20 protein-coding genes are annotated in these 22,249 nt (G+C 67.1%); 5 read left to right on the top strand and 15 right to left on the bottom strand.

The genetic code is table 11. The features are described from left to right. Together U7230_RS00255 and U7230_RS00260 are read left to right on the top strand one after the other, a co-directional pair. On the top strand, positions 1 to 1,407 hold the full coding sequence (locus U7230_RS00255) for an SLC13 family permease (RefSeq protein WP_324716755.1): 1,407 nt from the start codon (positions 1 to 3) through the stop codon (positions 1,405 to 1,407). 162 nt (positions 1,408 to 1,569) lie between these two features. After that, entirely contained in the window at positions 1,570 to 2,136 is a 567-nt protein-coding gene (locus U7230_RS00260; RefSeq protein ID WP_324716756.1) for a Crp/Fnr family transcriptional regulator, read from the top strand. Positions 2,137 to 2,168: 32 nt separating this feature from the next. Here U7230_RS00260 and U7230_RS00265 read toward each other — a convergent pair whose 3' ends face one another. From U7230_RS00265 to U7230_RS00300, 8 genes are all read right to left on the bottom strand, one after another. Continuing rightward, positions 2,169 to 3,695 (bottom strand): FGGY-family carbohydrate kinase, encoded by a 1,527-nt coding sequence (locus U7230_RS00265; protein ID WP_324716757.1) that lies wholly within the window; start codon positions 3,693 to 3,695, stop codon positions 2,169 to 2,171. A gap of 35 nt (positions 3,696 to 3,730) precedes the next feature. Further along, positions 3,731 to 4,606 carry a carbohydrate ABC transporter permease gene (locus tag U7230_RS00270; RefSeq protein ID WP_324716758.1) on the bottom strand — a complete coding sequence of 292 codons (876 nt, stop codon included), beginning with the start codon at positions 4,604 to 4,606 and terminating at the stop codon, positions 3,731 to 3,733. Then, the gene (locus U7230_RS00275) at positions 4,606 to 5,502 is read right to left on the bottom strand and encodes a carbohydrate ABC transporter permease (RefSeq protein ID WP_324716759.1); all 897 of its coding nucleotides are present in this window, start codon (positions 5,500 to 5,502) and stop codon (positions 4,606 to 4,608) included. The genes U7230_RS00270 and U7230_RS00275 overlap by 1 nt, the downstream gene beginning before the upstream one ends. 93 nt (positions 5,503 to 5,595) lie before the next feature. Beyond that, complete coding sequence (locus tag U7230_RS00280; protein ID WP_324716760.1) at positions 5,596 to 7,242, bottom strand: ABC transporter substrate-binding protein; 1,647 nt, start codon at positions 7,240 to 7,242, stop codon at positions 5,596 to 5,598. A gap of 70 nt (positions 7,243 to 7,312) precedes the next feature. Next, the gene (locus tag U7230_RS00285) at positions 7,313 to 8,194 is read right to left on the bottom strand and encodes a class II fructose-bisphosphate aldolase (protein WP_324716761.1); all 882 of its coding nucleotides are present in this window, start codon (positions 8,192 to 8,194) and stop codon (positions 7,313 to 7,315) included. After that, the gene (locus U7230_RS00290; protein WP_404980605.1) at positions 8,191 to 9,669 is read right to left on the bottom strand and encodes an L-fucose/L-arabinose isomerase family protein; all 1,479 of its coding nucleotides are present in this window, start codon (positions 9,667 to 9,669) and stop codon (positions 8,191 to 8,193) included. The genes U7230_RS00285 and U7230_RS00290 overlap by 4 nt, the downstream gene beginning before the upstream one ends. Positions 9,670 to 9,695: 26 nt before the next feature. Next, complete coding sequence (locus tag U7230_RS00295; RefSeq protein ID WP_324716763.1) at positions 9,696 to 10,799, bottom strand: LacI family DNA-binding transcriptional regulator; 1,104 nt, start codon at positions 10,797 to 10,799, stop codon at positions 9,696 to 9,698. A gap of 407 nt (positions 10,800 to 11,206) precedes the next feature. Further along, positions 11,207 to 11,890: a DUF998 domain-containing protein gene (locus U7230_RS00300; RefSeq protein WP_324716764.1), complete on the bottom strand. Its 684-nt coding sequence runs from the start codon at positions 11,888 to 11,890 to the stop codon at positions 11,207 to 11,209. Between the two features lie 263 nt (positions 11,891 to 12,153). Here U7230_RS00300 and U7230_RS00305 point away from each other — a divergent pair, with 263 nt between their 5' ends. The 3 genes from U7230_RS00305 to U7230_RS00315 are packed head-to-tail and all read left to right on the top strand — an operon-like array spanning position 12,154 to position 15,526. Further along, complete coding sequence (locus tag U7230_RS00305; RefSeq protein WP_324716765.1) at positions 12,154 to 13,383, top strand: alkaline phosphatase; 1,230 nt, start codon at positions 12,154 to 12,156, stop codon at positions 13,381 to 13,383. Beyond that, on the top strand, positions 13,365 to 14,564 hold the full coding sequence (locus U7230_RS00310) for a pyridoxal-phosphate-dependent aminotransferase family protein (RefSeq protein ID WP_324716766.1): 1,200 nt from the start codon (positions 13,365 to 13,367) through the stop codon (positions 14,562 to 14,564). The genes U7230_RS00305 and U7230_RS00310 overlap by 19 nt, the downstream gene beginning before the upstream one ends. After that, complete coding sequence (locus U7230_RS00315; protein ID WP_324716767.1) at positions 14,561 to 15,526, top strand: nucleoside hydrolase; 966 nt, start codon at positions 14,561 to 14,563, stop codon at positions 15,524 to 15,526. Before U7230_RS00310 ends, U7230_RS00315 begins: the two co-directional genes overlap by 4 nt. Before the next feature lie 59 nt (positions 15,527 to 15,585). On the opposite strand, the gene U7230_RS00320 is transcribed toward U7230_RS00315, so the two are convergent. The 7 genes from U7230_RS00320 to U7230_RS00350 form a co-directional block, all read right to left on the bottom strand. Then, a complete protein-coding gene (locus U7230_RS00320) occupies positions 15,586 to 16,440 on the bottom strand; it encodes a metal ABC transporter permease (protein ID WP_324716768.1) in 855 nt (284 codons plus the stop codon). Then, positions 16,440 to 17,285 (bottom strand): metal ABC transporter ATP-binding protein, encoded by an 846-nt coding sequence (locus tag U7230_RS00325; RefSeq protein ID WP_324716769.1) that lies wholly within the window; start codon positions 17,283 to 17,285, stop codon positions 16,440 to 16,442. The genes U7230_RS00320 and U7230_RS00325 overlap by 1 nt, the downstream gene beginning before the upstream one ends. Then, a complete protein-coding gene (locus U7230_RS00330; RefSeq protein ID WP_324716770.1) occupies positions 17,275 to 18,387 on the bottom strand; it encodes a metal ABC transporter substrate-binding protein in 1,113 nt (370 codons plus the stop codon). The genes U7230_RS00325 and U7230_RS00330 overlap by 11 nt, the downstream gene beginning before the upstream one ends. Positions 18,388 to 18,433: 46 nt before the next feature. Beyond that, entirely contained in the window at positions 18,434 to 18,883 is a 450-nt protein-coding gene (locus U7230_RS00335) for a Fur family transcriptional regulator (protein ID WP_324716771.1), read from the bottom strand. An 84-nt stretch (positions 18,884 to 18,967) separates the two neighbouring features. Beyond that, positions 18,968 to 20,182, bottom strand: coding sequence for an ABC transporter permease (locus U7230_RS00340; protein ID WP_324716772.1), 1,215 nt, complete (start codon positions 20,180 to 20,182; stop codon positions 18,968 to 18,970). After that, positions 20,179 to 20,940 carry an ABC transporter ATP-binding protein gene (locus U7230_RS00345; RefSeq protein WP_324716773.1) on the bottom strand — a complete coding sequence of 254 codons (762 nt, stop codon included), beginning with the start codon at positions 20,938 to 20,940 and terminating at the stop codon, positions 20,179 to 20,181. Before U7230_RS00345 ends, U7230_RS00340 begins: the two co-directional genes overlap by 4 nt. Next, complete coding sequence (locus U7230_RS00350) at positions 20,937 to 22,169, bottom strand: efflux RND transporter periplasmic adaptor subunit (protein WP_324716774.1); 1,233 nt, start codon at positions 22,167 to 22,169, stop codon at positions 20,937 to 20,939. Before U7230_RS00350 ends, U7230_RS00345 begins: the two co-directional genes overlap by 4 nt. Between the last annotated feature and the right edge of the window lie 80 nt (positions 22,170 to 22,249).

The following is a 22,249-nucleotide window of genomic DNA, read 5'->3' on the forward strand; positions in this document are numbered from 1 at the left end:
TTGCTCACGACGCAAGCCGTCAAGGCTGACCGAAAGCTGCTGTGGCTCGGCACCGGGGTTCTCCTGGGCCTCATCTTGTGGTTCATGCCCACGCCGGCAGGTTTGACCGTCGCCGGGCAGCACGCCCTGGCGGTCGTGATTTTCACGGTCTTCTTGTGGGTCTCCGGCGCGGTTCCGACCAGTGTGGGCTCCCTGATGATGATCGGCATCGTGCTTTGTCTGATGCCGAACGAGGTTCCCGCGACCAAGTTTCTCTCCTTCTGGACTCAGGATACGATGTGGTTCGTCCTCGTTTCTTTCATTTTCAGCGTGGTCATACAGAAGAGCGGGCTCGGCAACCGGCTCGCCATCTACGTGTTTTCTCTCCGCAACCTGCTGGTGATCGACATTGCCCTGCTCGTCCTCAACGCGCTCTTCTCCGTCGTAGGCATGGCGGCCTCCTTCCCGAAACTCGTGTTGCTCATGCCTCTGGTCGTCTCGATGGCCGCCCTTTCCGGCATGCCGAAGGAGGATCCGTACGTCCGGCACGTAGCCCTCATGATCAACGTGCTGGCCAACCAGACGGGGCTGCTCGTCTACTCCGGCTTCGTGCTCAACCCGGCTCTGGGGCCCCTGGGTGGTTTCCAGCTGGACTACACGAAGTGGCTGCAGTGGTTCTTCCCTCCGGCCCTGGTGTACACGTTGATATCCTTCGTCGTACTCTACCTCCTCTTCCGCCCGGCGCGTGGCGCGAACGGGTTCGACGTGAAGGTCATAGAGGAGAAGCGCCGCGAGCTGGGTCCCTTGAGCCGGAAGGAACAGAAGGCCATCGTCTGGCTCGTCGTCGCCGTGGTCCTCTGGGCGACCGGGGGGATGACGGGAATCCCCGCGGGCTTCGCGGCCGTCCTGGTAGCCGCCATGCTGATGCTTCCTGGAATCGGCGTGGTGAACTTCAAGGAGTTCGTGCAGGCGACGGACTGGAACACGGTCTTCATGCTGATGGGGGTGCTCTCCATCGGGGCCCTGGGCGCCACCGGGTTCGCCAAGTGGCTGTGGGGCCACATCCTGCCCAGTCAACTGCCGGGCAACCCCATGGTGGCGCTGGTGCTCATCTCCTTCCTGGTGGAGCTGCTGCACATTCCCCTGGGCAGCCTGGGGACGACGCAGGCGTTGGCCGTCCCGTCGCTGGCGGCGTACGGGCCGACGGTGGGCATGTCCAGCGAACTGCTGAGCATCGTGGCCTACATGTCCATCGTCGGGCAGTTCTTCTTCGTCTACCAGAACGCGGCGCTGGTGGCGGGGCAGGGCTTTGGCCTGTGGAAGCCGAAAGACATACTCAAGTTCGGCGCCGCCATGTTCGTCGTCACGCCCCTGGTGATGGGCGTGGTGCTGTTACCGTGGTGGCTGCACATGGGGTGGATCCGGTAAGCGTCCGGCCGGGCGCCCGCCCGAGGGAAGGGCGGGCGCCCGGCCCCCTGGACGAAGGTCGCCAGATGCGGGGACGGGTGGAAAGGAGCCAACGGGGGACGGAGGGTGCGAGGGCGTCTCCAGGCCGGGTTCGGGCAGAGATGACGGGGGAGGGGGACGGGCATGACGGTCTCGTGGCCAGCCCTGCAGCTTGCCGGAGCGATCGATCGGTTCCTGGCCCTCCCGGGTGCCCGTTACGTCAAGCTCGAAGGGAGGGCCTTCCACGTATTGCACATCGGTGACGACGGTTACGTGTGGCTCGTCGTTTCCGGCTGGCTGCTAGGCATGCGGGGCAACGCCGAAGGGCGGCTGAAGGGGACGGGCCTGTTCGGACCGGGCGACCTCCTGGGGATGAGCAGTCTCGGCGGAAACGTGCGGGAGGTGCCGTTCTACAGCATCGGCGAGACCGAGGTCATCCAGGTGAGCCGGCTCGCGCTCGATCGCGCGGTCGAGAGGGACGATACGCTCTGCCGGTGGCTCTTGAAGTACATGTGCATGCGCTACTCCGAGCTGCTGGACGAACTCGAGGTGAGCACGCTGTTGCCGCTCCGGCAGCGGATCGAGGCCTTCGAGAGGAAACTGACGCAGAAGATGCCCGTCTCCGTCGAGAGGCCAGTGCCCCAGACCGTCCTGGCTTGGGCGGTAGGAGGGCACCCGGTCAGCGTCTGCCGCGCGCTCAAGGGCGCGTAGGGCCTCCAAGCACTCCGGTACGCAATGCGCGGTCAACCCGGCAGATCGGGTACGGGGGCCAGCGTCCCCACGCTCTGCAGCGCAGTGTAAAGATCGGCCCACCGGCGGAGACTGCGCTGGTAGATGGTGTTCCACTGAGGATTGCCCTGCACCACCTGTTTGGACGGTACCATGCTCGCCACCGCTTCCGCTTCGTCGGTCCAGACGCCTGCTCCCAGCCCGCCGAGCAAGGCCGCGCCCAGCGCGGTAGCTTCAGGCACGTCCGCGAGGTACAAAGGGGCAGGGGAGGCAGCGGCTTTGATATCCACCCAGAGCTTGTTACGCGTGCCCCCGCCGGTGACGGTGATGGAATCGATGCCCTGGCCGGTCAACTGATGCATGAGTGCAGTGAGGAACATGGTCTCCAGGGCCAGTCCCTCCAGCACAGCCCTCAGGAGGTCCGCGCGTTTGTGATAGGCTCCCAGGCCCAACCATGCCCCCCGAGCCCGCGCGTCAGGCGGCTGAATGGTACCCCTTAGGTGCGGGACAAACAGGCACCCGTTTGCCCCGGGCGGCGAGTTGCCCGCTTCCCGGGTCATGCTGAGGTAGAAGGCCTCTCCGTATCCAAGGTCTGGAAAGAGCTCCCGTAGCCATTCGATGGTAGCCCCGGATGCCAGCAGCCCGCCCATGATATAGTATCGGTCCCTTGCGGCGTGGCACCCGATACTGAATCCCGCCTCGGCGAGGGATTCCGTGATCAGCGGCGATGGTAACGTCATCAGCACGGCCTCCGCCGTGCCCATGGAATGAAGCACCTCACCCGGGCGATAGATGCCGGCGGCCAACGCGCCACAAACGTGATCGTGGCCGCCCGCAACGATCGTGGTCCCAGACCCCAGCCCCGTCCGTCTCCGTACCTCCTCCGTGAGGGGTCCCAGCGGCGTGCCGGATGGCACCAGACTGGGCCACAGCGACACGGGGATGCCCGCTTCTTCTAGCAATTCGGATGACCATCGACGTCCGCGGATATCGAACGCCATCGTACGGCTTGCCAGGGAGAAGTCCATGACCATCTCCCCGCTCAGCTTGAACAGCACGTAGTCAGCAACACACAACCACTTGGATGCTCTGCCGAATAGCACCGGATCGTGCTGCTTGAACCACATCACCTTGTTGATGCTCGGAATGTGAGACATCGGGAAGCCGGTTATCGCGTAGATACTCCTGGGACTCCGATGGGTCTCCCACCAAAGACGCTGCGGCTCCGTTCTGGAGTCGAACCATTCAATGATCTCGCTGACGGGATCGCCTCGACGATCCACCAAGAGCCCGGCCTCGCCCACGCTCGTTACGGATATTGCGGTTACTTCACGAGCTCGGTCGGATCCCAGTTGCTCTGTCACGGAGGCAAGCCCCCGGATGACCGCCTCCCAGACGTCGTCTGCGCGCCATACGCTCCGGCCGGCTCCTTGATGGTACCGTTTGGTGGCCTGTTTGAACGATGCGACAATCTCCCCGCTTTGGTTGAAGGCTATCACTTTCCAGTTGGTAGTACCTATATCGATCCCGATCAGGTACACTGCCGGTCAGGCCCTCTCCACCTGCTGCGCCGCCCCTACCCTCGAACGGCGCCGAGCGTCAAGCCTCGCACCACGAACCTCTGCGCGATGATGGCCACGATCGCCGGAGGGCTCATGGCCAGAAGAGATCGTACGGCGATGTACCAGAACTGCGCACCCCGCGTGTCGTATCCGCTTGCAATGCGGACCGGCATCGTGATCGCGTCTCTGGACGTAAGGGTCAGCGCCATGAGGAACTCGTTCCAGCTGAATGCGAACCCGATGAGACCCGCCGCTACCAGCGACGGCGCAACCAGCGGAATGGCAACCCTGAGCATTGCCCCGATGTGTGTCGCTCCGTCCAGGAGGGCCGCTTCCTCCAGATCAGGGGGCAGGTCACGGAACGACTGGACGAGGATGGCTATCACGAAGGGCATTGTGAAAGTCGCGTTGACCAGAACAAGTGCGATCAACGTATCCAGCAGATGCAGGGCCCTCATGGTCAGGAAGAAGGGAATGGCCACGACGACCGGCGGCATGACACGCTGCGAGATGAACCAGATGGTGATGTCACGGTTCTTTGGACGAGTAAACCTGAAGCGGGCAAGCGAGTAGGCAGCAGGCGCTCCGAGAAGCAGCGCAATGGCCGTGCCGCCCAGACCTGCCAGCATACTGTTAACCATGGACCTGCGCATTTCCGGCACATGTAGCTCGGTCATCCAGTTTTCGGCCGTAGGACGAAATGACAACCCCGGCACGGCAAGCCCGGAGATCTGCAGCGCCTGGGCTGCCGGTCTGAACGACATCGATATCCCCCAGTAAAAGGGCAGGATGACCCAGACCACGACGATGGCGGTGACGAGGACGAGGCCAAAGCGGGTCAGTGTCTTCGACACAGCATCTCGAAACCGGCGCTCGTCTGTCCTGTGCATCAGTCATACATCTCCCTCGTGCCGCGGAACAGCAGGTTCGCGACGATCATCACGGCTACCAGCAACAACAGGCTGAGGGCTGCCGCATACCCGAGGTCGAAGAAGCGCAGTCCCACGCGAAACGTGTATAGGGAGTACACTTCCGTGCTCCGTCCTGGCCCGCCGGAAGTCAGCACGAAGGGAGTGTCGAAGACCTTCGCTGCCTCGATGAACCTGAGGAGCAACACGAGCCGGATCAGCGGCGCCATCATGGGTAGTACGACCTGCGTGACGATCTGTCTGTTTTTCACCACGTCCAGGCTTGCCGCTTCCAGGACTTCCTGAGGCAGGCCTTGCAGCCCCGCCAGGAACACGAGGAAGCAAAAAGGTGTCCACTGCCATACGTCCACTAGCAACACGGAGAGTCGTGCCCAGAAGGGATTGGAAAGCCACGGAGGATGCCACCCGAGCGGGGCAAGGAGGGAGTTGACGAGCCCGCCCTCCTCATAGAGGATCGTCGTGAAAAGGTATGCCACACCGACCGGCGTCGCAAACAGCGGCATCGTCATGATGGCTCGTAGCACGCCTTGCCCTCGGAAATCGCGATTGAACAGGAGGGCGAATGCAAATCCCAGGATGAGCTCGAGAGGCACGGCGACGGCGATGAAGAGGATGGTTCCGAGGGCACTTTCGGACAGCTTGTAGTCAGCAAACGCCTTCGCGAAATTCTCCATCCCTACGAAGTACCCCGGACGTCCCAGACGAATGCGCTGGGTGGAAATCCAGAGCGTATATACGAAGGGAAAGACCGTAAAGAGGAGCGTCCACACTGCCGCCGGAAGCAGAAGGATACGCTTGGTCATCGTCTTGTAGGAAAGGCGTGGCCAACCTATCATCTCCGCCCCTGCAAGCCCCATTGTGGCAGTCCTTGGCTGCCTGCTCACACTTACACCCCCAGTACTGTCGGCAGGCCGCCGGACCTCCGGTCCGGCGGCCTGCTTGCGGCATCGTCACTTTCCGCCCATGGCCTCTTGATAGGGCTTGCCGTATCCGATCGATTGCCTGTAGAGCTCTAGCTGCTCGCGCCTTCCGAGACGGTTGGTGATCTCGTCCCAGTCCCGAGCCGTCCTGTCCAGGGCCTCCTTTGCGCTGACGGCGCCGGTCAACGCCTCTGAGATGTGCTGATCGAGCGACACCCAGTACTCGTGGCCTCCCGGGATACGCAGGTAGGGTAGCTGCCTCTCCGCGAAGAAGGTCTCGTAGTACGCCTGTGTGTACTCGCGCACGTCCTCCGCATTCCAGCCCTGCGCCACGTAATCCTCCAGCTTTGCATCGCCCTGTGGCGCCAGGAAGTGGTGCCGGGTACCCGGATCTACGCCGTCCCAGCCCCGGTAAGCGTGCCACTGGCTGATGGGAGTCATGGCCAGGAATGCGAGGAAGTGATAGGCAACCTCCGGATTCTTGGAAAGTGCCGAAATCACGCCGTGCCACGATCCGCCGGTCGTGTTGCCCACCACGTTCGGCGAGTCGAACTTGACCCAGCGATTATGCTCACGGTCCCACACTTCGAGGGTACCGGGAAGCATGGCAGTGCCCAGCTTACCCTTGATGACCGAGCGACCTGGCTCCTGGACGAGCCCGCCCACGTCACCCCAGGAGAAGGTGAGCACGGCTTTGCCGCGCATGAAGTAATCCCAGGCCTCACCCAGGTCCCAGCTGAGCTGTGCAGAAGGACCGAACTTGGCGAGCTGCAACAGGAGCTCCAGCGCGCGAACGTGTCCGGGAGAGTTGATGAGAGGATTCATGTTTTCGGGATCGAACCAGTACACGTTGTGGTACCTGTCCACCGTCGGTCCGGGAAAGAGCACGAACGGAGCGGACAGGGAGGCGTAGTGGAACATTCCCTGCCCGCCAACCTTGAGGTGCATCACCATACCGGAATCGGGCTCGCCGTCTCCGTTCCAGTCCCAGCCGTTGAAGAACTCGGCGATATCGCGAACCTGCTCCCACGTCTTGGGCGGTACGGGCAGGTCGTAACCGTACTTTGCCTTGAACCTCTGGCGGTACGAGGCGTTGGTCAGGATGTCACGCCGGTAGTAGAGCACCTGGCCATCTGAATCATTGAGCACCCCATACCAGTGGCCTTGCCACGTGTGCAGTGCGACCTGCGACAGGGGCATGGCGGAGCGATCCCACTTCGGGAAGCGGGGATCGTTCAAATACTTGTCGATGGGGATGATGTAGTTTCCCGCTATCAGGTCACCGTACCAATCGGCGCCTGCCATGAAGATATCGTACTGGCCAGTGCCCGTGAGGAGGTCGGTCATAGCCTTCGAGTAATGCTCGGCGTAAGGAATGCCAACGATGTTCACCTTACCACCGGTGAGTTCCTCCCATGGCTTACGCCACTCGTGCAGCGGCCCCTCGATGGGCCCCTTCGGCCCGGCGACGTTGACGGTGATGGTGATGGTCTTTCCCGCGAAAGGCTTCTTCCCGTCCGTGATGATGGTGCCCAGGTCGCTCTTGGGTACGTAGACGGTATCTCCCGACAGGTTCTTGATGGGAACGAGGTCGGATGCGGCGTGCACGGACACGGCCATGGCCAACGTCGCGAGGACGACCCACACGAGGAGCGTCAACCGCTTGTGAGACTGCATGATCTTACAACCCCTTTCCGTCTCGCTTTTCGTTGCGATGCCTGTCGTCAGCCTCCTTGACCGCCTTGCCTCACCTCCCCTGTCGCACCGCCTCGAAGAGGAGCGACAGCTTTGCCCGGGCGGACTCGTACACGCTCTCAACAGTCATCTGGCCGAGCTCGGCTGGATCCCGCGCGGGAGAAGCATGACAAAACTCGCGAATCGCACCGGTGTGCGCGGCGCGTAGCACGCTTCCAAAGTTGACTTTTCCCAAAGCCATGCCGATCGCGGCGCGTATGTCGTTTTCGTCTACTCCCGATCCCCCATGCAGCGCGAGCGGCACCCGCACCTGCTGGCTCAGGGCGCGAACCAAATCCAGGTCGAGGTGGGTCCGTGTCCCGGCCGCGTAGGCGCCGTGAGCGCTTCCCACCGGAACGGCCACGAGGTCGACGCCGGTCTCCTGTACGAACAGGGACACCATCTCGACGGACACCCGATCCTCGGACGTGATGGCAACGCCGGGCTCACCTTGCCCTTTCGAGGGGATCCGTCCCACGGCTCCCTCGACGACGGCGCCTGTCGAGCGAGCGGCATACACCACTTCACGGGTCTTCTGGACGTTCTTTTCAAACGGAAGCTGCGACCCGTCGAACATCACGGAATCGAATCCGGCCGCGATGCACCGGATGACCTCCGCCAGGTCCCGACCGTGATCGAGGTGAAGATACACGGGGACAGGCGCCTTTGAACGTTCCGAAGCGACCCACGAGGCCACTGCCTCCGGGCCCACGATGTCCAGGTCGGACCCTCCGCATGCGACGATGACCGGCACGCCCAGGTCGCTGGCCGCGCGGATGACAGCTCGGGTGACCCAAAAATCGTAGACGTTGAAGGCCGCCAGGGCGTACGGCCGGTCGAGCACGTCCTGAAGCAGCTCTTTCAGCGGTTGCCACGAGCGCCGGCTAAGGGTCATGGACGTCCACCCTTCTGTTGCCTGGTATCCGTGATGGGCGATCCTGGCACGTCTCCATCTCCCAGCAAGATGGGGCGAGTCCCGGTGATCTCGCACCACTCGAGGAGCTCAGCGACCACGTTGCCGTAGACCCCATGGACGTGGTTGCAAGGGAACTCGGCCAGAAAACGCTCTGCAGGCACGCGGAGTCGCACGAACGCGTGCGGCCAGTTGTCCTGGACGAGGGCAATGCGGCGCGCCTCGTCTTCTGGTCCGAGCCTCACGAATTCACCCCGCACGATGTGCATCCGGTACTCGCCCTTTTCACGGGTGAGCCGGGCCAGGGTAACATCGCCCGGGGCGGCCACGTGGAAGACCGAGGCGCCGCCGGCCGGGAAGTAGAAGCCTTGAGGCTTGAGCTCGACCCTCGGGAGGTTGTGCTCCGGCTCGAAACTGCGGCCGGCGAAGTAGGTCGCATGCTGGCCGGAGTTCACCAGGTCGAAGATGCCGAGGTCGGCGAAGTAGTGCCGCACGTCGGCGAAGAGCACCGGAGTGCCGGCGACGTGCTTGAAGACCTCCATCGTCAAGGCTGCGTCCATGTCCGCTTCGGTGGCACAGACGATGGGATCGTGCGGGCCCTCCCAGTCGTACGGGTCGTTGAGGAACGCTTCGGGCACGTCCGTTGTCACGAAGTGCTCGGTAAGCTCCGGCTGGCTCTTGATGCCGATGAAATCGAAACCGCGTTCATCGATGATGTCACGAAGGGCGTGATACGAGGCAATTTGCAGCTCCAGCTTCTCCGGAGTGAGCTGCTGGCCGTCGTAATGGACCTTGCGCACGTGCTCCTCCAGCCACTGCCGGGCATGGCGCACCCGATCCGTCCCGATGAACGCCTGCGAGCGTCGTACGACCTCCCACTGATCGACGTGCTCGACGTCGATCCCAAACTGGCTCACCCACTGATCCACCGGTGCCGTCGCCGTGTTGATGCCGATGGGCCGCCCTCCGAACAGCCCGAAAGTCTCGCCCTGCAGCCGATAGGCCGCATGGGCGCCGCGGGCCCATGCCACGACCCTGCGGAGCACCTCCGCCTCCTCAATCTCGCCGAAGACCCGCCGGTAGCGGACGCCCATCTGGTCGAGCGCTCCGGCGGCCGCCAGCACCGAGACCATCCCGGGCCTGGACGGATTGATCGGGCCGAAGAGCAGGATGGGGCGGGGTGCGAACCGGGCGGCAAGGGCCGTGAATTGTGGGAAAGCCCAGATCGCGTAGTGGAAGATGGTTGCCTCGCAACCCTCTCGGGCCAGACGCCGAGCCTCCTGCGCCGCCAGCTGGTTGGTCCAAACCAGTTCGCCGGTGACCACCTCGACGCCGGCGCCCTCGAGGGCGCCCCGTAGACGCCTCTCGAAGGCCTTGTTCTCTTCGATCAGCCGTTCGTGGGCGTAACGCCGGCCATCGGAAAAGGTGAGGATGCCAAGCTTGGGTCTATTCTGCACCACCAACACCACCGTCCTGCTCCTGGCTATGTCACCGCAGGCCTCGCGAGGCTCCGCCGAGTAGAGCGGCGTTTACCGGGCGGCTCCGCCGCGTCTTGCCCGCCCCATGAAAGCGATGCCTCTGGGGGCGCCATGGCGGTCGATTGCCGTTTGACGAGGCTCGGCTGCAACGTGTAAGTCGTGGGCTGCTGCCGACCGGATTCGATCCGGCGCAAGAGCAGCTCCGCTGCCGTGCGCCCCATGTCGCCGACCGGCTGGGCCACGACGGTCAAGGATGGCCGCATCAGACGCGCCCATCGGGAATCATCGAAGCAGACAAACGATACGTCTTCCGGGACGCTCAGGCCGAGCTCTCCGAGCGCTCGGATCGCTCCTGCAGCCATCTCGTTGTTGGCCACGAACAGCGCCGTCGGAAGGTTGCGGTTCGCGCTGTGCCCGAACAGCTCGAGGGTGGCACGGTAGCCCCCCTCTTCACGGAAATCGCCGACGGCCACCATGGCTTCGTCGGGTGCCATTCCCCCGGCAGCCATGGCCTGCCGGTACCCCTCGAGACGCCGGGCGCCCGTGGTGAGATGGAGCGACCCGGCCACGTGAGCCACCCGCCGATGCCCGAGCTCGAGCAGGTGCTCGACGGCCATGCGGGCACCGGCGCGGTTGTCGACCAACACCGCGTCAGCCTCCAGCCCCTCGATCACGCGGTCGACCTGCACTACGGGGATGCCCGTGCGGAGGCTTTCCTGGAGCAGATCCTGATTACGGCCGCACGGGGCGATGATGAGGCCCCGCACTCGCCAGCTCAAGAGCGTCTCGAGAGAGGCTCGCTCGCGCTCCGAGTCCTCGTCGCTGTTGGACAAGATCACCGTAAAGCCGCGGGCTCTCGCAATCGCTTCCACAGCGCGAGCCAGCTCGGCGTGGAAGGGGTTGGTGATGTCGGCCAGTATGAGCCCAATCGTTTGCGAATTGCGGACGCGCAGGCTGCGTGCGATGGTGCTCGGCCGGTAGCGGTGGCGCCGGACGGCCGCCTCCACCCGGACTCGGGTTTCGGGTGCCACCATCTCAGGGTGGTTGAGGGCCCGGCTCACCGTGGACGCCGAGAGCCCCAGTTTCGCGGCGATCTCCTTGATCGTCACCGTGCATCCCACACCGCGGCAACGCAGCTGAGTCTCTCTTCCATCACAATCGATTGCATCCCCTGCTCCCCGTATACGACATAGGCGGCGCCACTCCTCCTGCCTGGATCGGAAATCGGTAAAATCGGCGGAAGAGCAATCGATTCCGACTACCAGCCCCAAGGGGCCATCCGGTCCGAGTACTCGGTCGTAGCCCTCAGGAGGGACGGCACCGCGATCGCTATCCGCACGTGAGCCATCGTACGGGGCTTGCGTGACGATCGGCCAGGGGTTGGCAATTAGCGAAGCGGTTCGTCAGGATCCGTCGTTGCGCGGGCATTCTGAAAACGTCGAGATCGCGTACACCTTGCGGTTTGCCGTGCCCGTCCCTACCCGTTTGCCGGCTCGACGAGTCCCTGGCCATCGTCTCAGCGCATGAAGATCCTGCCCGGCCTCCGCCCCACCCCTACCCAGGCCGGACGCTTGCGCCTCGCCATCACCGCCAGGGCGACGACCAGGAGCCACTGCAGGAAGGCGCCGATGGTGAGCCGCTCCCACAGGCCCATCCACCCCGAGCCGGTCGCCGCACTCCACGCGGCCATGGCGCCGGTACCGAAAACCACCGTGACAGAGACGAACGAGTAAAGCCCGTAACCCGCCCATCGCCCGCTCCGGCTGAAGGCGAGCCCGGCGCTCGCCATGGCGACCATGGAGGCGAGCGAGACGAGGCCGGCCAACACCACGTGGCCGGTACCGGCCGGGGTAGCCTCGCTTCCGATGGGATCCATGGGAAACCACAGGGTCATCACGCCGCCGAGTACCCCGACCATCGCGAGAACTCCGCCTGCGAAACGGCCCGCGCCCCGGGCGTGCCGATCCGTACGCGCCTCGAACGCCTGCGACAGAGCCACGCCGAACGTGACGACCAGGGCGTTGTACACCAGGAACCACGGGTCGAGGGAGGCCTTTGCGGGAGCACCCGTCTGGATGAGTTCGCTGATGGCATTGCGGGCGTGGCTGTAACCCGGAGTGGCTGCGGCCCCGGCGACCACGGTGACGGCGTACAGGATGGGTGCGACAATGCCTGCGACGATGCCGAGCATCCCAAACATGGGCAATGCCTCCTCCTCAGGGCCGGCGATTGGCGAAAGGCGCGTCCGGCATGGCCCGGTGCTCCTTTCCAGGCGCCCGCGGCCGTCCCCTGCCCTCCGGCCTCGATGCAACCCCCTTCCTGGTCATCGTCCGCAGGGTCCTTCGTCGTGAGCACGGCGGGCGCCGTGCTATGATGGCTCCGACGCAGGAGGGGAGCTCTTGCGCGTGCAACCGTACCGATGAGTACCGGCGAGGCTCGCAGGGAAAGGAACGATGAGGCCGCATGAGGCATCCCGTCGGGGTCGGTAGGGCGGCGGGTCGAACGGCCTGGGGCGCGCGGGTCGTCGCGATGGCCCTCCTGGCAGCGGTGACGCTGGGCGCGTGGACGCCGCCGGGCGACGTGGCCCGGGGACAGCCGGCGACGCATCCGCTTCAGATCGTGCTGTTCATCGGGGATGGAATGGGACACCAGCACCTGGAGCTGTTGCGGGCGTACCGGCACAGCAAGCCGTTCGTGGACGAGCTCGAGCCTGCCGCCTCGCTTGCGACCCGTTCGCTTTCCGGCGTGACCGATTCGGCCGCGGCGGCGACAGCCCTGTCGACCGGCCACCCGACCGCCAACGGGATGGTGGCCATGGGCCCGCACGGAGAGCGATGGCCCACCCTGCTGGAGCGGGCCAAGCAGGCCGGCATGCGGGTAGGCCTGGTGAGCACGACCACCGTGACCGACGCGACCCCGGCCGCGTTCGCGGCTCACGTCGAGCGCCGCCAGGAGCACCAATCGGTCGCGCGCCAGTACCTGGATCTCGGCGTCGACGTGATCCTCGGCGGGGGGCGCTACCAGTGGGCGCATCGCACGCCGGACGGCGGCGGCCAAGCACTTCTGGAACGGGCTCGGTCGCTGGGTTATCTGGTCGTGCAGGCGAGCTCCGAGCTGCGTACGGTGGCTCAAAAGGCGGCAGAGCGGAGCCAGGCCGCAGGAGAGCAGGCGAAGCTGCTCGGCCTGTTTGCCGACGGCCCCATGGCCTACGAGGCCGAGCGGCCTCCTCACCAGCCTTCGCTGGCCGAGATGACCGAAACGGCGCTACGGTGGCTCGACGGCGGGAGCGGGCAGCCGTTCGTGCTGGTGGTGGAGGCGGGCCGCATCGACCACCTCGGCCACGAGGGCCGGGTGGACATCCTCCCGCAGGAGATGCAGGCCCTCGACGAGGCCGTGGGAGTGGCGCTACGCTTTGCGGCAAAGCGGCCCGGCACTCTCGTCGTGCTCACGGCGGATCACGAGACGGGAGGTCTGGAGCGTTCGGCCGCCCGCATCTGGTACTTCCGGTGGCCGGGTGGGCACACGAGCCGGGAAGTGCCCCTGCGGGTCAAGGGCGCGGGGGCCGAGCGGTTCCAGGGGCTCCGGCACCTGACGGACGTGGGCGGGGTGCTCTCTCGGCTGGTAGAAGAGCGGACGGCCCTGACCGTCCATCAGAGCACAGGGGGGTGCGGAGTGTGGAGTGGCCTTTCATGACGGCGGCGTCCGGCCCGGTGGAGGTTACGGACGAGGTGCTGCGCGCTCAGTCGCGGCCGGTGCTCTACCACTACGACCCGGCGTTCGTGGATTTCTTCGACCACACGTCCTCGCTGCTCAAGCAGGTCTACCGGACGCAATACGACGTCGTGATCCTGCAGGGGGAGGCGGTGCTGGGGCTCGAGGCGGCCGCAGCGTCGCTGCTCGACCCGGGCGACAAGGTGCTCAACCTGGTGTCAGGCGTTTTCGGCAAGTGGTTCGAGCTGTACGTCGAAAGGCACGGCGGGCAGGTCATCGAGCTCGCCGTGCCGTACAACGAGGCCATCGATCCGGCCGACGTGGAACGTACCCTCGACCGGCATCCGGACGTGAAGGTGCTCTCGGTCGTCCACTCGGAGACCCCCTCGGGCACGATCAACCCGGTCGCCGAGATCGGCCGCATCGCCCGGGAGCGAGGGGTGCTGACCGTCGTCGATACCGTCTCGGGGCTGGGTGGCGAAGTGCTGAGCCCCGAGGAGTGGAACATCGACGTCGCCGTCGCCGGCCCGCAGAAATGCCTGGGGGGGCCGCCCGGGCTTTCGCTCATGGCCGTCAGCCCGGCCGCGTGGGAGGCCATGCAACGCCGTAAGCCGCCGCTCCGGTCGAGCTTCCTGTCGCTGCTTGACTGGAAGGACACGTGGCTCGAGCAGAGGCGGTTCCCGTACACGCCCTCGGTGAGCCTGATCTACGCGCTCGAGTCCGCGCTGCGCCACGTGCTCGAGGTCGGCGTCGAGCCGTACGCGGCGCGCCACGCTGCCATCGCGCGGGCATGCCGGGAAGGCGTGAAGGCTCTCGGGCTGCGGCTGTGGCCGGCCCGGGAGAGTATCGCCGGCAACGCCGTGACGGCGGTGCACGTGCCGGACGGTATCACCGACGAGCAACTGCGCGGCCACATGCGCAGCCGCTACGGGGTCATGATCTCGGGAGGCTACGGGGAACTGGCAGGCAAGCTGTTCCGGCTCGGGCACATGGGCAAGGCGGCGCACCCGGCTTACCTGGCGGCCCAGCTTGCCGTCCTGGAGCGCAGCCTGGCCGACCTGGGGTTCCCCGTCAAGCTCGGCGCGGGGGTCGGCGCCGCGCTCGAAGCGCTCGGCGACTGGCCGCCCGGTGGGTGCTCGGAGGGCAGGTCGAGAAGGCCATGACGCCGGCGCCGGGCCCCACCCGGCTCATCCTCGACTGCGACCCGGGCCATGACGACATGGTGGCCCTGATCCTGGCGGCCCGTCACCCGTCGCTCCGGCTCGAGGCCGTGACGACGGTGGCCGGCAACGCTCCCGTGCGAGACACGACCCGTAACGCGCTGCGCATCCTGCGCGCCATCGGCAGCCGCGTGCCGGTCTACCAGGGCGCCGACCGGCCTCTGATGCGAACGCAGCAGACCGCCCAGGGCTTCCATGGGGAAAACGGGCTGGCCTCCGCGGGCGCCGAACTGCCCCCCTGCGACGAGGCGCCGGCGCCGGGCCACGCGGTCGAGGCCATCATCCGCCTCGTGGAGGCGTCGCCCGGGGAGATCACCGTCGTGACCACGGGCCCGATGACCAACCTCGCCCTTGCCCTTCGCCTTCGGCCGGAGCTCGCCCGCCGGGTGCGTCGGATCGCGTTCATGGGAGGCTCCACGGGGGCCGGCAACGTGACGCCGGCGGCGGAGTTCAACATCTGGGCGGACGCCGAAGCGGCCCGCATCGTGCTCGAGTCGGGGGCGCCGCTTGCGATGTTCGGCTTGAACGTGACCCACCAGGCCCGGCTCACCCCGGCCCACGTGGAGCGCGTGCGGCGCTCCGGTGGGCGGCTCTGCGAGCCGCTGGCGGACCTCCTGACCTTCTACCTGGAGACCAGCGCCCGCCATTTCGGGGAGCGAGAGCTCGGGGCTCCGCTGCACGATCCGTGCCCCGTGGCCTATCTGGCCCGCCCCGAGCTGTTCGAGATGCAGGCGTTGCCGGTGCAGGTCGTGACGGACGGGGGCAGCGCCTACGGCATGACTCTGTGCGACACCAGGGTGCTTCCGCCGGAACGGGACGACCGCAAGCGCAACGTCGAGGTGGCCGTGAGGGTCGATGCCGCGGGCTTTGCGGAACTCGTCCTGGGCGCGCTGGAAGGGTTGTGAGGGACGAGCCGGGCTGCGCTGCGGCCTGGTGTTCCCGCCGCTGCCCGGGGACGCCTGACCTACGGCCCGGCGGCTGCCCGGACTCCGCCGGGCCGCAACGAAGTTGCCGCCCGCGCGGCTGCGAAGATGGCCGTGTGGGCCAGGACGATGGCCGGCCCCGACGGGATCGAGAGGTAGTAGGAGGCGTACAGGCCCACGACGGACGCCCCGATGCCGATCGCGACGGACGCCAGCGCCATGGGAGTGAGCCGGCTTGTCAGCAGTCTCGCGGTCGCGCCCGGGATGACCAGGATGGCCAGGCTCATGGTGACGCCCACCGTCTGCAGTGCCAGCACGGTGGTGACGGCGATGAGGGCGAGCAGCCCGCACTGCAAAGCCCCGACCCTGAGCCCGATGGTCGCTCCCAGCACCGGGTCGAAGGAGACGATGGAGAACGGCCGCCACAGCGCCACCGTGACCGCAAGGGTGGCCGCGCCGAGCACGGCCGTGCGCACCAGGTCTTCGGGCCCCACCCCCAGGATGTCGCCGAAAAGGACGTGGGAGAGGTCCACCGCATACGTCCTCTGCGTGGAGATGATGGCCACCCCCAGCGCGAGGGCCGCCGCCATGACGATGCCGATGGCGGTCTCTTCCCGGACGCGGCTTTCCCGGGCGATGCCGTACACTGCCCACGACGCCAGGAGGGCTGCCGCCAGTGCTCCCCAGAAAAGCGATGCCCCGCTCGCCCCCCACCACACGAACGCCAGCGCCACCCCCGGCAGCACCGCGTGCGCCAGCGCGTCCGCGAAGAAGGCCATCCCCCGTACCACCGTGAACGTGCTCGTGAGCCCGCTCGTTACGCCCAGGATCAAGGCAGCCATCAGGGCCGTCTGCATGAAGCCGTACTGCAACGGGTCGGCCAGCCAGTGCCACATCAGGCCGTACCCCCGTCGCGGCTTTCGGACGGAGCCGACGAGGCCCACGCGGCCCAGCGAGCCGGTTGGGCCCACCGCACCATGGACGGGCTGCCCGTGGCGGAAGGCCGGCCGCAGACCTGTTGCGGCGGGCCGAAGGCGAGGATGCGCCCGTTGAGCACCATCACCCGGTCGAACCAGTCGCTCCCTGCCACGAAGTCCAGGTCGTGGGTCGAGACCAGCAGCGCGACGCCGCGCTCGCGCAGCCTCGACAGCGCCTCGATGACCGCGGCTTGCGCTCCTTCTTCGACGGCGTTGAACGGCTCGTCGAGCACCACCAGGCGCGCCCGCTGCGCCAGCGCCCGGGCCAGGAAGACCCGCTGCTGCTGGCCGCCCGAAAGGTCCTGGATGGGGGAGCGGGCGAGGCCGGCCATGCCGACCTGCTCGAGCGCTTCGGCCACGGCTTCGCGGTCTTCGGGGCGGGGGCGGCGCCACAGCCCGTAGTACGGGTAGCGGGCCATCATGACCACGTCCCAAACGGTGGCGGGGAAATGCCAGTTGACGGCCTCCCGCTGCGGGGCGTACGCGACCGGGCCGCCCTGTACCCGCACGGCCCCGGCGAGCGGGCGCAGGACGCCCGCGACGCACTTGAAGAGCGTCGACTTGCCGGCCCCGTTGGGCCCCACCACGGCCACCCGCTGGCCGGCCTCTACCGTGAAGCTCACGTCATGGAGCACGACCCGGGTGCCGTATCCGGCCCGAAGCCCCGCGACCTCCAGGAGTGGCCGGGCCGACCCCCCCGGCGCGGGCGCAGGGCCGGCCACCTCTCCGTCCGGCAGCACGGCTACTTGCCGCTCAGCGACCATCGGACATCGCCTCCACGATGCGGGTCACGTTGGTGCGCATATAGCCGACGTAGCTGTCGGCACCGGATCCGGCGGGGCCCAGGGAATCCGAGTAAAGGGCCACGACCCTCACTCCTGTCTCCTGGGCAAGCCGCCGGGCGAGCACCGGCGAGACCGTTGCCTCCACGAAGATGGCGGGCACGTTGGCTCGCCGGATGGCGTCCAGCAGCTTCGCCGTCTCGGCCGCCGTCGGCTCGGCGAGCGTGCTCACCGACGGGATGACGGCCCCCACCACGGTGAATCCATACTCTCGAGCGAAGTAGTTGAGCGTCTCGTGATTGGTGACGAGCACACGGCGCTCTCTCGGAACGCGGTCCACCTGCCGGCGCACCCACGCGTCGAGCTCCCGCAGCTGGGCGAGGTAGCGCTCGGCGCGCGCCGCGATGGAGGCCTTCCCTGCCGGGTCGAGGCGCTCGAGGGCCGAGGTAATCTGCTGCACCATACGCATCGCGTTGGGCACGCTCGTCCACACATGGGGGTCGAGGTCGCCGTGCGACGCCTCGTGCGCGTGCGTGCCGGGCTCATGCTCCGACGGGCTCTCATCCTGCGAGGAGCTGCCTTCGTGCGCCGAGACGCCCTCCGAGCGTACCGCGAGCTGAGGCGCCAGCTCGATCACCTGGGCCTGCACAGCCGCCGAGCGAACGAGGCGGGTGACGGCCGGCGGCTCGAGGCCGGCGCCGACCAACACGACGAGCCGGGCCCGCGCCAGCAGGCGGGCGTCCTGGGGAGTGGGCTCGAACGCGTGAGGGTCGGCCCCGAGGGGCATGAGGGAGACGACCTCCCACCGGTCGCCGGCGACCTGCCGAGCCAGGTCTGCGGTGATGCTGGTGCTGGCCACGATGAGCCCCTGCGAGCCCGACGGCGAGCGGGCGACCTCCCCGGCGGGAGCGCTCGCGCCGCCGGGCGCGGCTGCGGTGGCCGGCACCGGCCCGGTTTGCTGTCCGGCGAACGTGCCCGGGATGGCACCTGCCATGAGCATGACGCCCGCGAAGGCGATGATGAGACACCGTATCACAAAACTCGCCGTTACCCTGTGCCCGTCGATTCGCTTGCCCTCGTTCATCCGGTCACCCCTCCGATGGCCCGGTCACCGCCGGGATTGCCGGCCTTCACATGGCGGCCAGGCACGAACGGCACAATCCGTAAAACTCCAGCAAGTGCCCCTGGATGCGGACGCCGAGGCGCTGCTCGATGTCGCCGACCATACCCGCCGCCGTACACTCGTCGAACTCGATGACCCGGTGGCACCTGTTGCAGATGAAGTGGTGGTGGCTCCCCTGGTCGGCCGCGCTGTAGTGGGCCCGGGTGGTGCCCAGGAGCGACGGCTGCACTGCGCATACCTTGCTGAGGATGGCGAGCGTCCGGTAGACCGAGGCCCTGCCGACACCGGGATGCCGGCGCCGCACCTCCTCGACCACTTCCCTGGCGCTGCGGTGCCCCGACGACTGCATCGCCTCGACCACGGCCCTCCGGGCCGCCGTGACCCGGTACCCGGCCGCCTTGAGCGCCTGCAGCATGCTGGAGACGGTCTGCTCGTGAGCCTTTCCGTCATGGGCCATTCGATACACCGTCTCAGTGATACACCGTCTCAGAACACCTGTCAAGCCGGCCCCCCCCCCGAGGAGGCCGGCCGGTCCACCGGCTCACTCGTACCGCAGCGCCTCGACCGGGTCGAGCCGGGATGCCCGTCGTGCCGGATACAGCCCGAAGATCATACCGACCGCCGTCGAAAAGCCGATCGCCACGATCACCGATTGCACCGACACCACGAAGGGGAAGCTCAACGCCCCGGACAGCACCCACGCCCCGAACCACCCGACCAACAGCCCCACGACGCCGCCGATCAGGCTGAGCGCGCCGGACTCTGCCAGAAACTGTCGTGCGATGTCCCGCCGCCTCGCCCCGATGGCGAGCCTCACGCCGATCTCCCGCGTGCGCTCGGCCACCGCCACGAGCATGACGTTCATGATGCCGATGCCGCCGACGACCAGCGCCACCCCTGCGATGGCCGACAGCAGCAGCGTCATCGTGCCCGTTGCCTGGTTGACCGCCGACAGGATGGCCTGCTGGCTCGTCACGTTGACCAGGCCCTCGCCTCCGAGCTTGCGGGCGAAGAAGAACTCGATCTGCGCGATGCCTTCCTCCACCGAAACGCCGTCCCGCACGCGAGCAAGGTACTGCCCGACGCGGTCCCGCACGATGCCCCGGGCCACCATGGACTCGATGGGCACGTACACCTGGTTGTCGAAGTTGGAGAAGAAGGCGCTGCCTCTCGGCTCCATGACCCCGACCACCACGCCCGGCACGCTGCGCCCCCCGAACACCAGCATCACCGGCAACCCCACGGGCACCTCGGAGCCGAAGAGCTGGGTCGCCACCTGGTACCCGAGCACCACCGCCATGCTTCGAGCCTGGCCGTCCCGCTCCTGGATGAACCTCCCGACCAGAGGGTGGTAGTTGAGGATGGAGTCGTAATAGGCGTCCACGCCCATGACGGATACGTTCAAGTTGGAGGCGCCGGCCACCACCGTGGCCCGGGTCTGCACGACCGGCGTCACGTCGGCCACCGCCGGTACGTTTTCGCGCAAGGACGCCGCCACGTCGACGGTCAAGTCCTGCGTCGCCTCCGCCGACACCCGGCCGCCCGACCCAACCCGAAATGCCGGGGACACCGTCACCAGATTGGAGCCCAGCTCCGTGAGCTGCGCCGTGATGCGCAGGCGTGCCCCTTCTCCCACGGACACGAGGGTAATGACCGCCGCGACACCGATCACGATGCCCAGCGCCGACAAGAACGACCGCATCCCGCCGCTCTTCACGCTGTGCCATGCCTCTCGCAACAGTTCCGCCGTTCTCACGGGCGAGTCACCCCCTCGTTCCTCGGGGTCGCCGCCCCTGGCGCAGCCACCTCGGACGCAGCCACCTCCGGCACCGACGGCCCGTCGGCAATGATCGTGCCGTCCTGCATGTGCAGGATGCGCCGGGTCCGCCGGGCGACCCCCGGGTCGTGGGTGATGATGACCACCGTCCGCCCGTCCCGGTTGAGATCCTCGAGGATGGACAGGATCTGGGCGCCATTGGCCGAATCGAGGTTGCCGGTCGGTTCGTCGGCCAGGATCACGGCCGGATCGGAGACCAGCGCCCGGGCGATGGCCACTCGCTGCCGTTCGCCGCCGGAGAGCTGCGACGGAAGGTGGCGGAGGCGATGCTGCATGCCGAGCCGTTCCAGCACGGCCAGGGCTCGCGCCCGCCGCTCCCGGGCGCCCACCCCGGCGTAGATGAGCGGCCACTCGACGTTACGCAGCACCGTGTCGCGGGCCATCAGGTGAAACTGCTGGAAGACGAAACCGATGCGCCGGTTACGGATGCGGGCGAGTTCGGGTTCGCTCAGACGGGCCACGTCCTGCCCTTCGAGGAACAGATGGCCCGCCGTCGGGCGGTCGAGGCACCCCATGAGGTGCAACAGCGTCGACTTGCCCGAGCCGGAGCGCCCCGTCACCGCGACGAACTCCCCCGGCCCGATGGTCAGGCTCACCCCGCGCAGGGCCTGCACGGCGCTCTCCCCGCGGCCGTAGGTCTTGGTCACGTCCACCAGCTGAAAGACGAAGGAGCTCATCGGGACCGGTTATCCCCTCGGGACGGGGCTTCGGTGCGGATCCGTTGCCCCTGCGTCTGGCCCGGCGACAACCGGAAGAAGAATGGGTTGCTGCTCTGGCGACCCGCCGCCCCCGCTTCCTGGCCGCCCGTGAGCCGCCGGTAGACCGCGTAGTTGGTGGCGAGCACCAGGTCACCCTCCTGAAGCCCGCTGCGCACCTCGACGAAGCTGCCGTCGCTCACGCCGAGCTCTACCCTCACCGGCTGGAGGGAGTCACCGACGACCCGGCTGACCAGCGTCTCGCCGTTGACCTCGGCCACCGCCTCTTCGGGGACGGCCAGGACGTTGCGGGCGTTTTGCACCTCGACCAGGGCCGTGGCCGACATGCCGGGTCGCAGCCGGGGGTCACCCCGGTCGAGCTTCACCACCACGTCGAACAACACCACGTCGCCCTGCGCCCGCCCTGCGGCGGCGATGCGGTCGACGTGCCCGGGGATGGCCAGGTCGGGATAGGTCTTCACCGTGACGGTGACGGCCTGCCCCGGCTTGACGTACGCCAGGTCCACCTCGTCGACGGCCACGTGGGCTTCGAGCGAACCCATGTCGACCAGCCAGGCCACCTCTTGCGCGGCGTTGACCTGATCCCCGGGTCGAACGCCGAGGCGGGCGACGACGCCGTCGAACGGCGCCACCAGGCGCGTCGCCTCGAGGTCACGGCGCGCCTTTTCGAGGGCGAGGCGCTTCTCCTCGACCTGGGCCGGCCCCTGTTCGAGTCGGGCGGTTTCGTACTCGTTGCGCGCCTTGGTGTAGGCGAGCTGCTGGTCGTCGTCCCGCAGGGTGGCGAGCACGGTGCCGGCTTTGACGGTGGCCCCCTCTTCGACGGGCACCGTGGCGACCCGGCCGGCGATGCCGAAGGAGAGGCTTTGTTCACGGGCTGCCGCCAGGGTCCCCGTGGCCTCGACGTGGCGCTGGATGTCCATGCGGCGCACGGGCACAGCCCTGACGCCGGCCTGTTGGGAAAGCCGCATCAGCGTGCGCCCTTCGGCCTCGAGCGCGGTACTGAGGGCAGGCGCGCCCCGCCCAGGCGAGGCTCCATCGCGGGACGGCGCCCGCTCCTGGAACGCATTGCTCCCGGAGGCAGGTCGCTGCCAGGGCGCTGCCCCGAACACCCCTGCCGCTACGAGGCCGGCGCCTGCCACCACTACGACGAGAAGCCCGCCGATCAAGGCGTGGCGCTTGTTCCATCGCACGGCGTCACGCGAGCCCCCTTTTCCTTGAAGATGGCCCACTCAACACGCTACGCCCGGTTACGCCCGGTACCGGGCACCGG

The sequence above is a fragment of the Limnochorda sp. L945t genome, from assembly GCF_035593305.1.
GTDB classification, from domain to species: domain Bacteria; phylum Bacillota; class Limnochordia; order Limnochordales; family Geochordaceae; genus Carboxydichorda; species Carboxydichorda subterranea.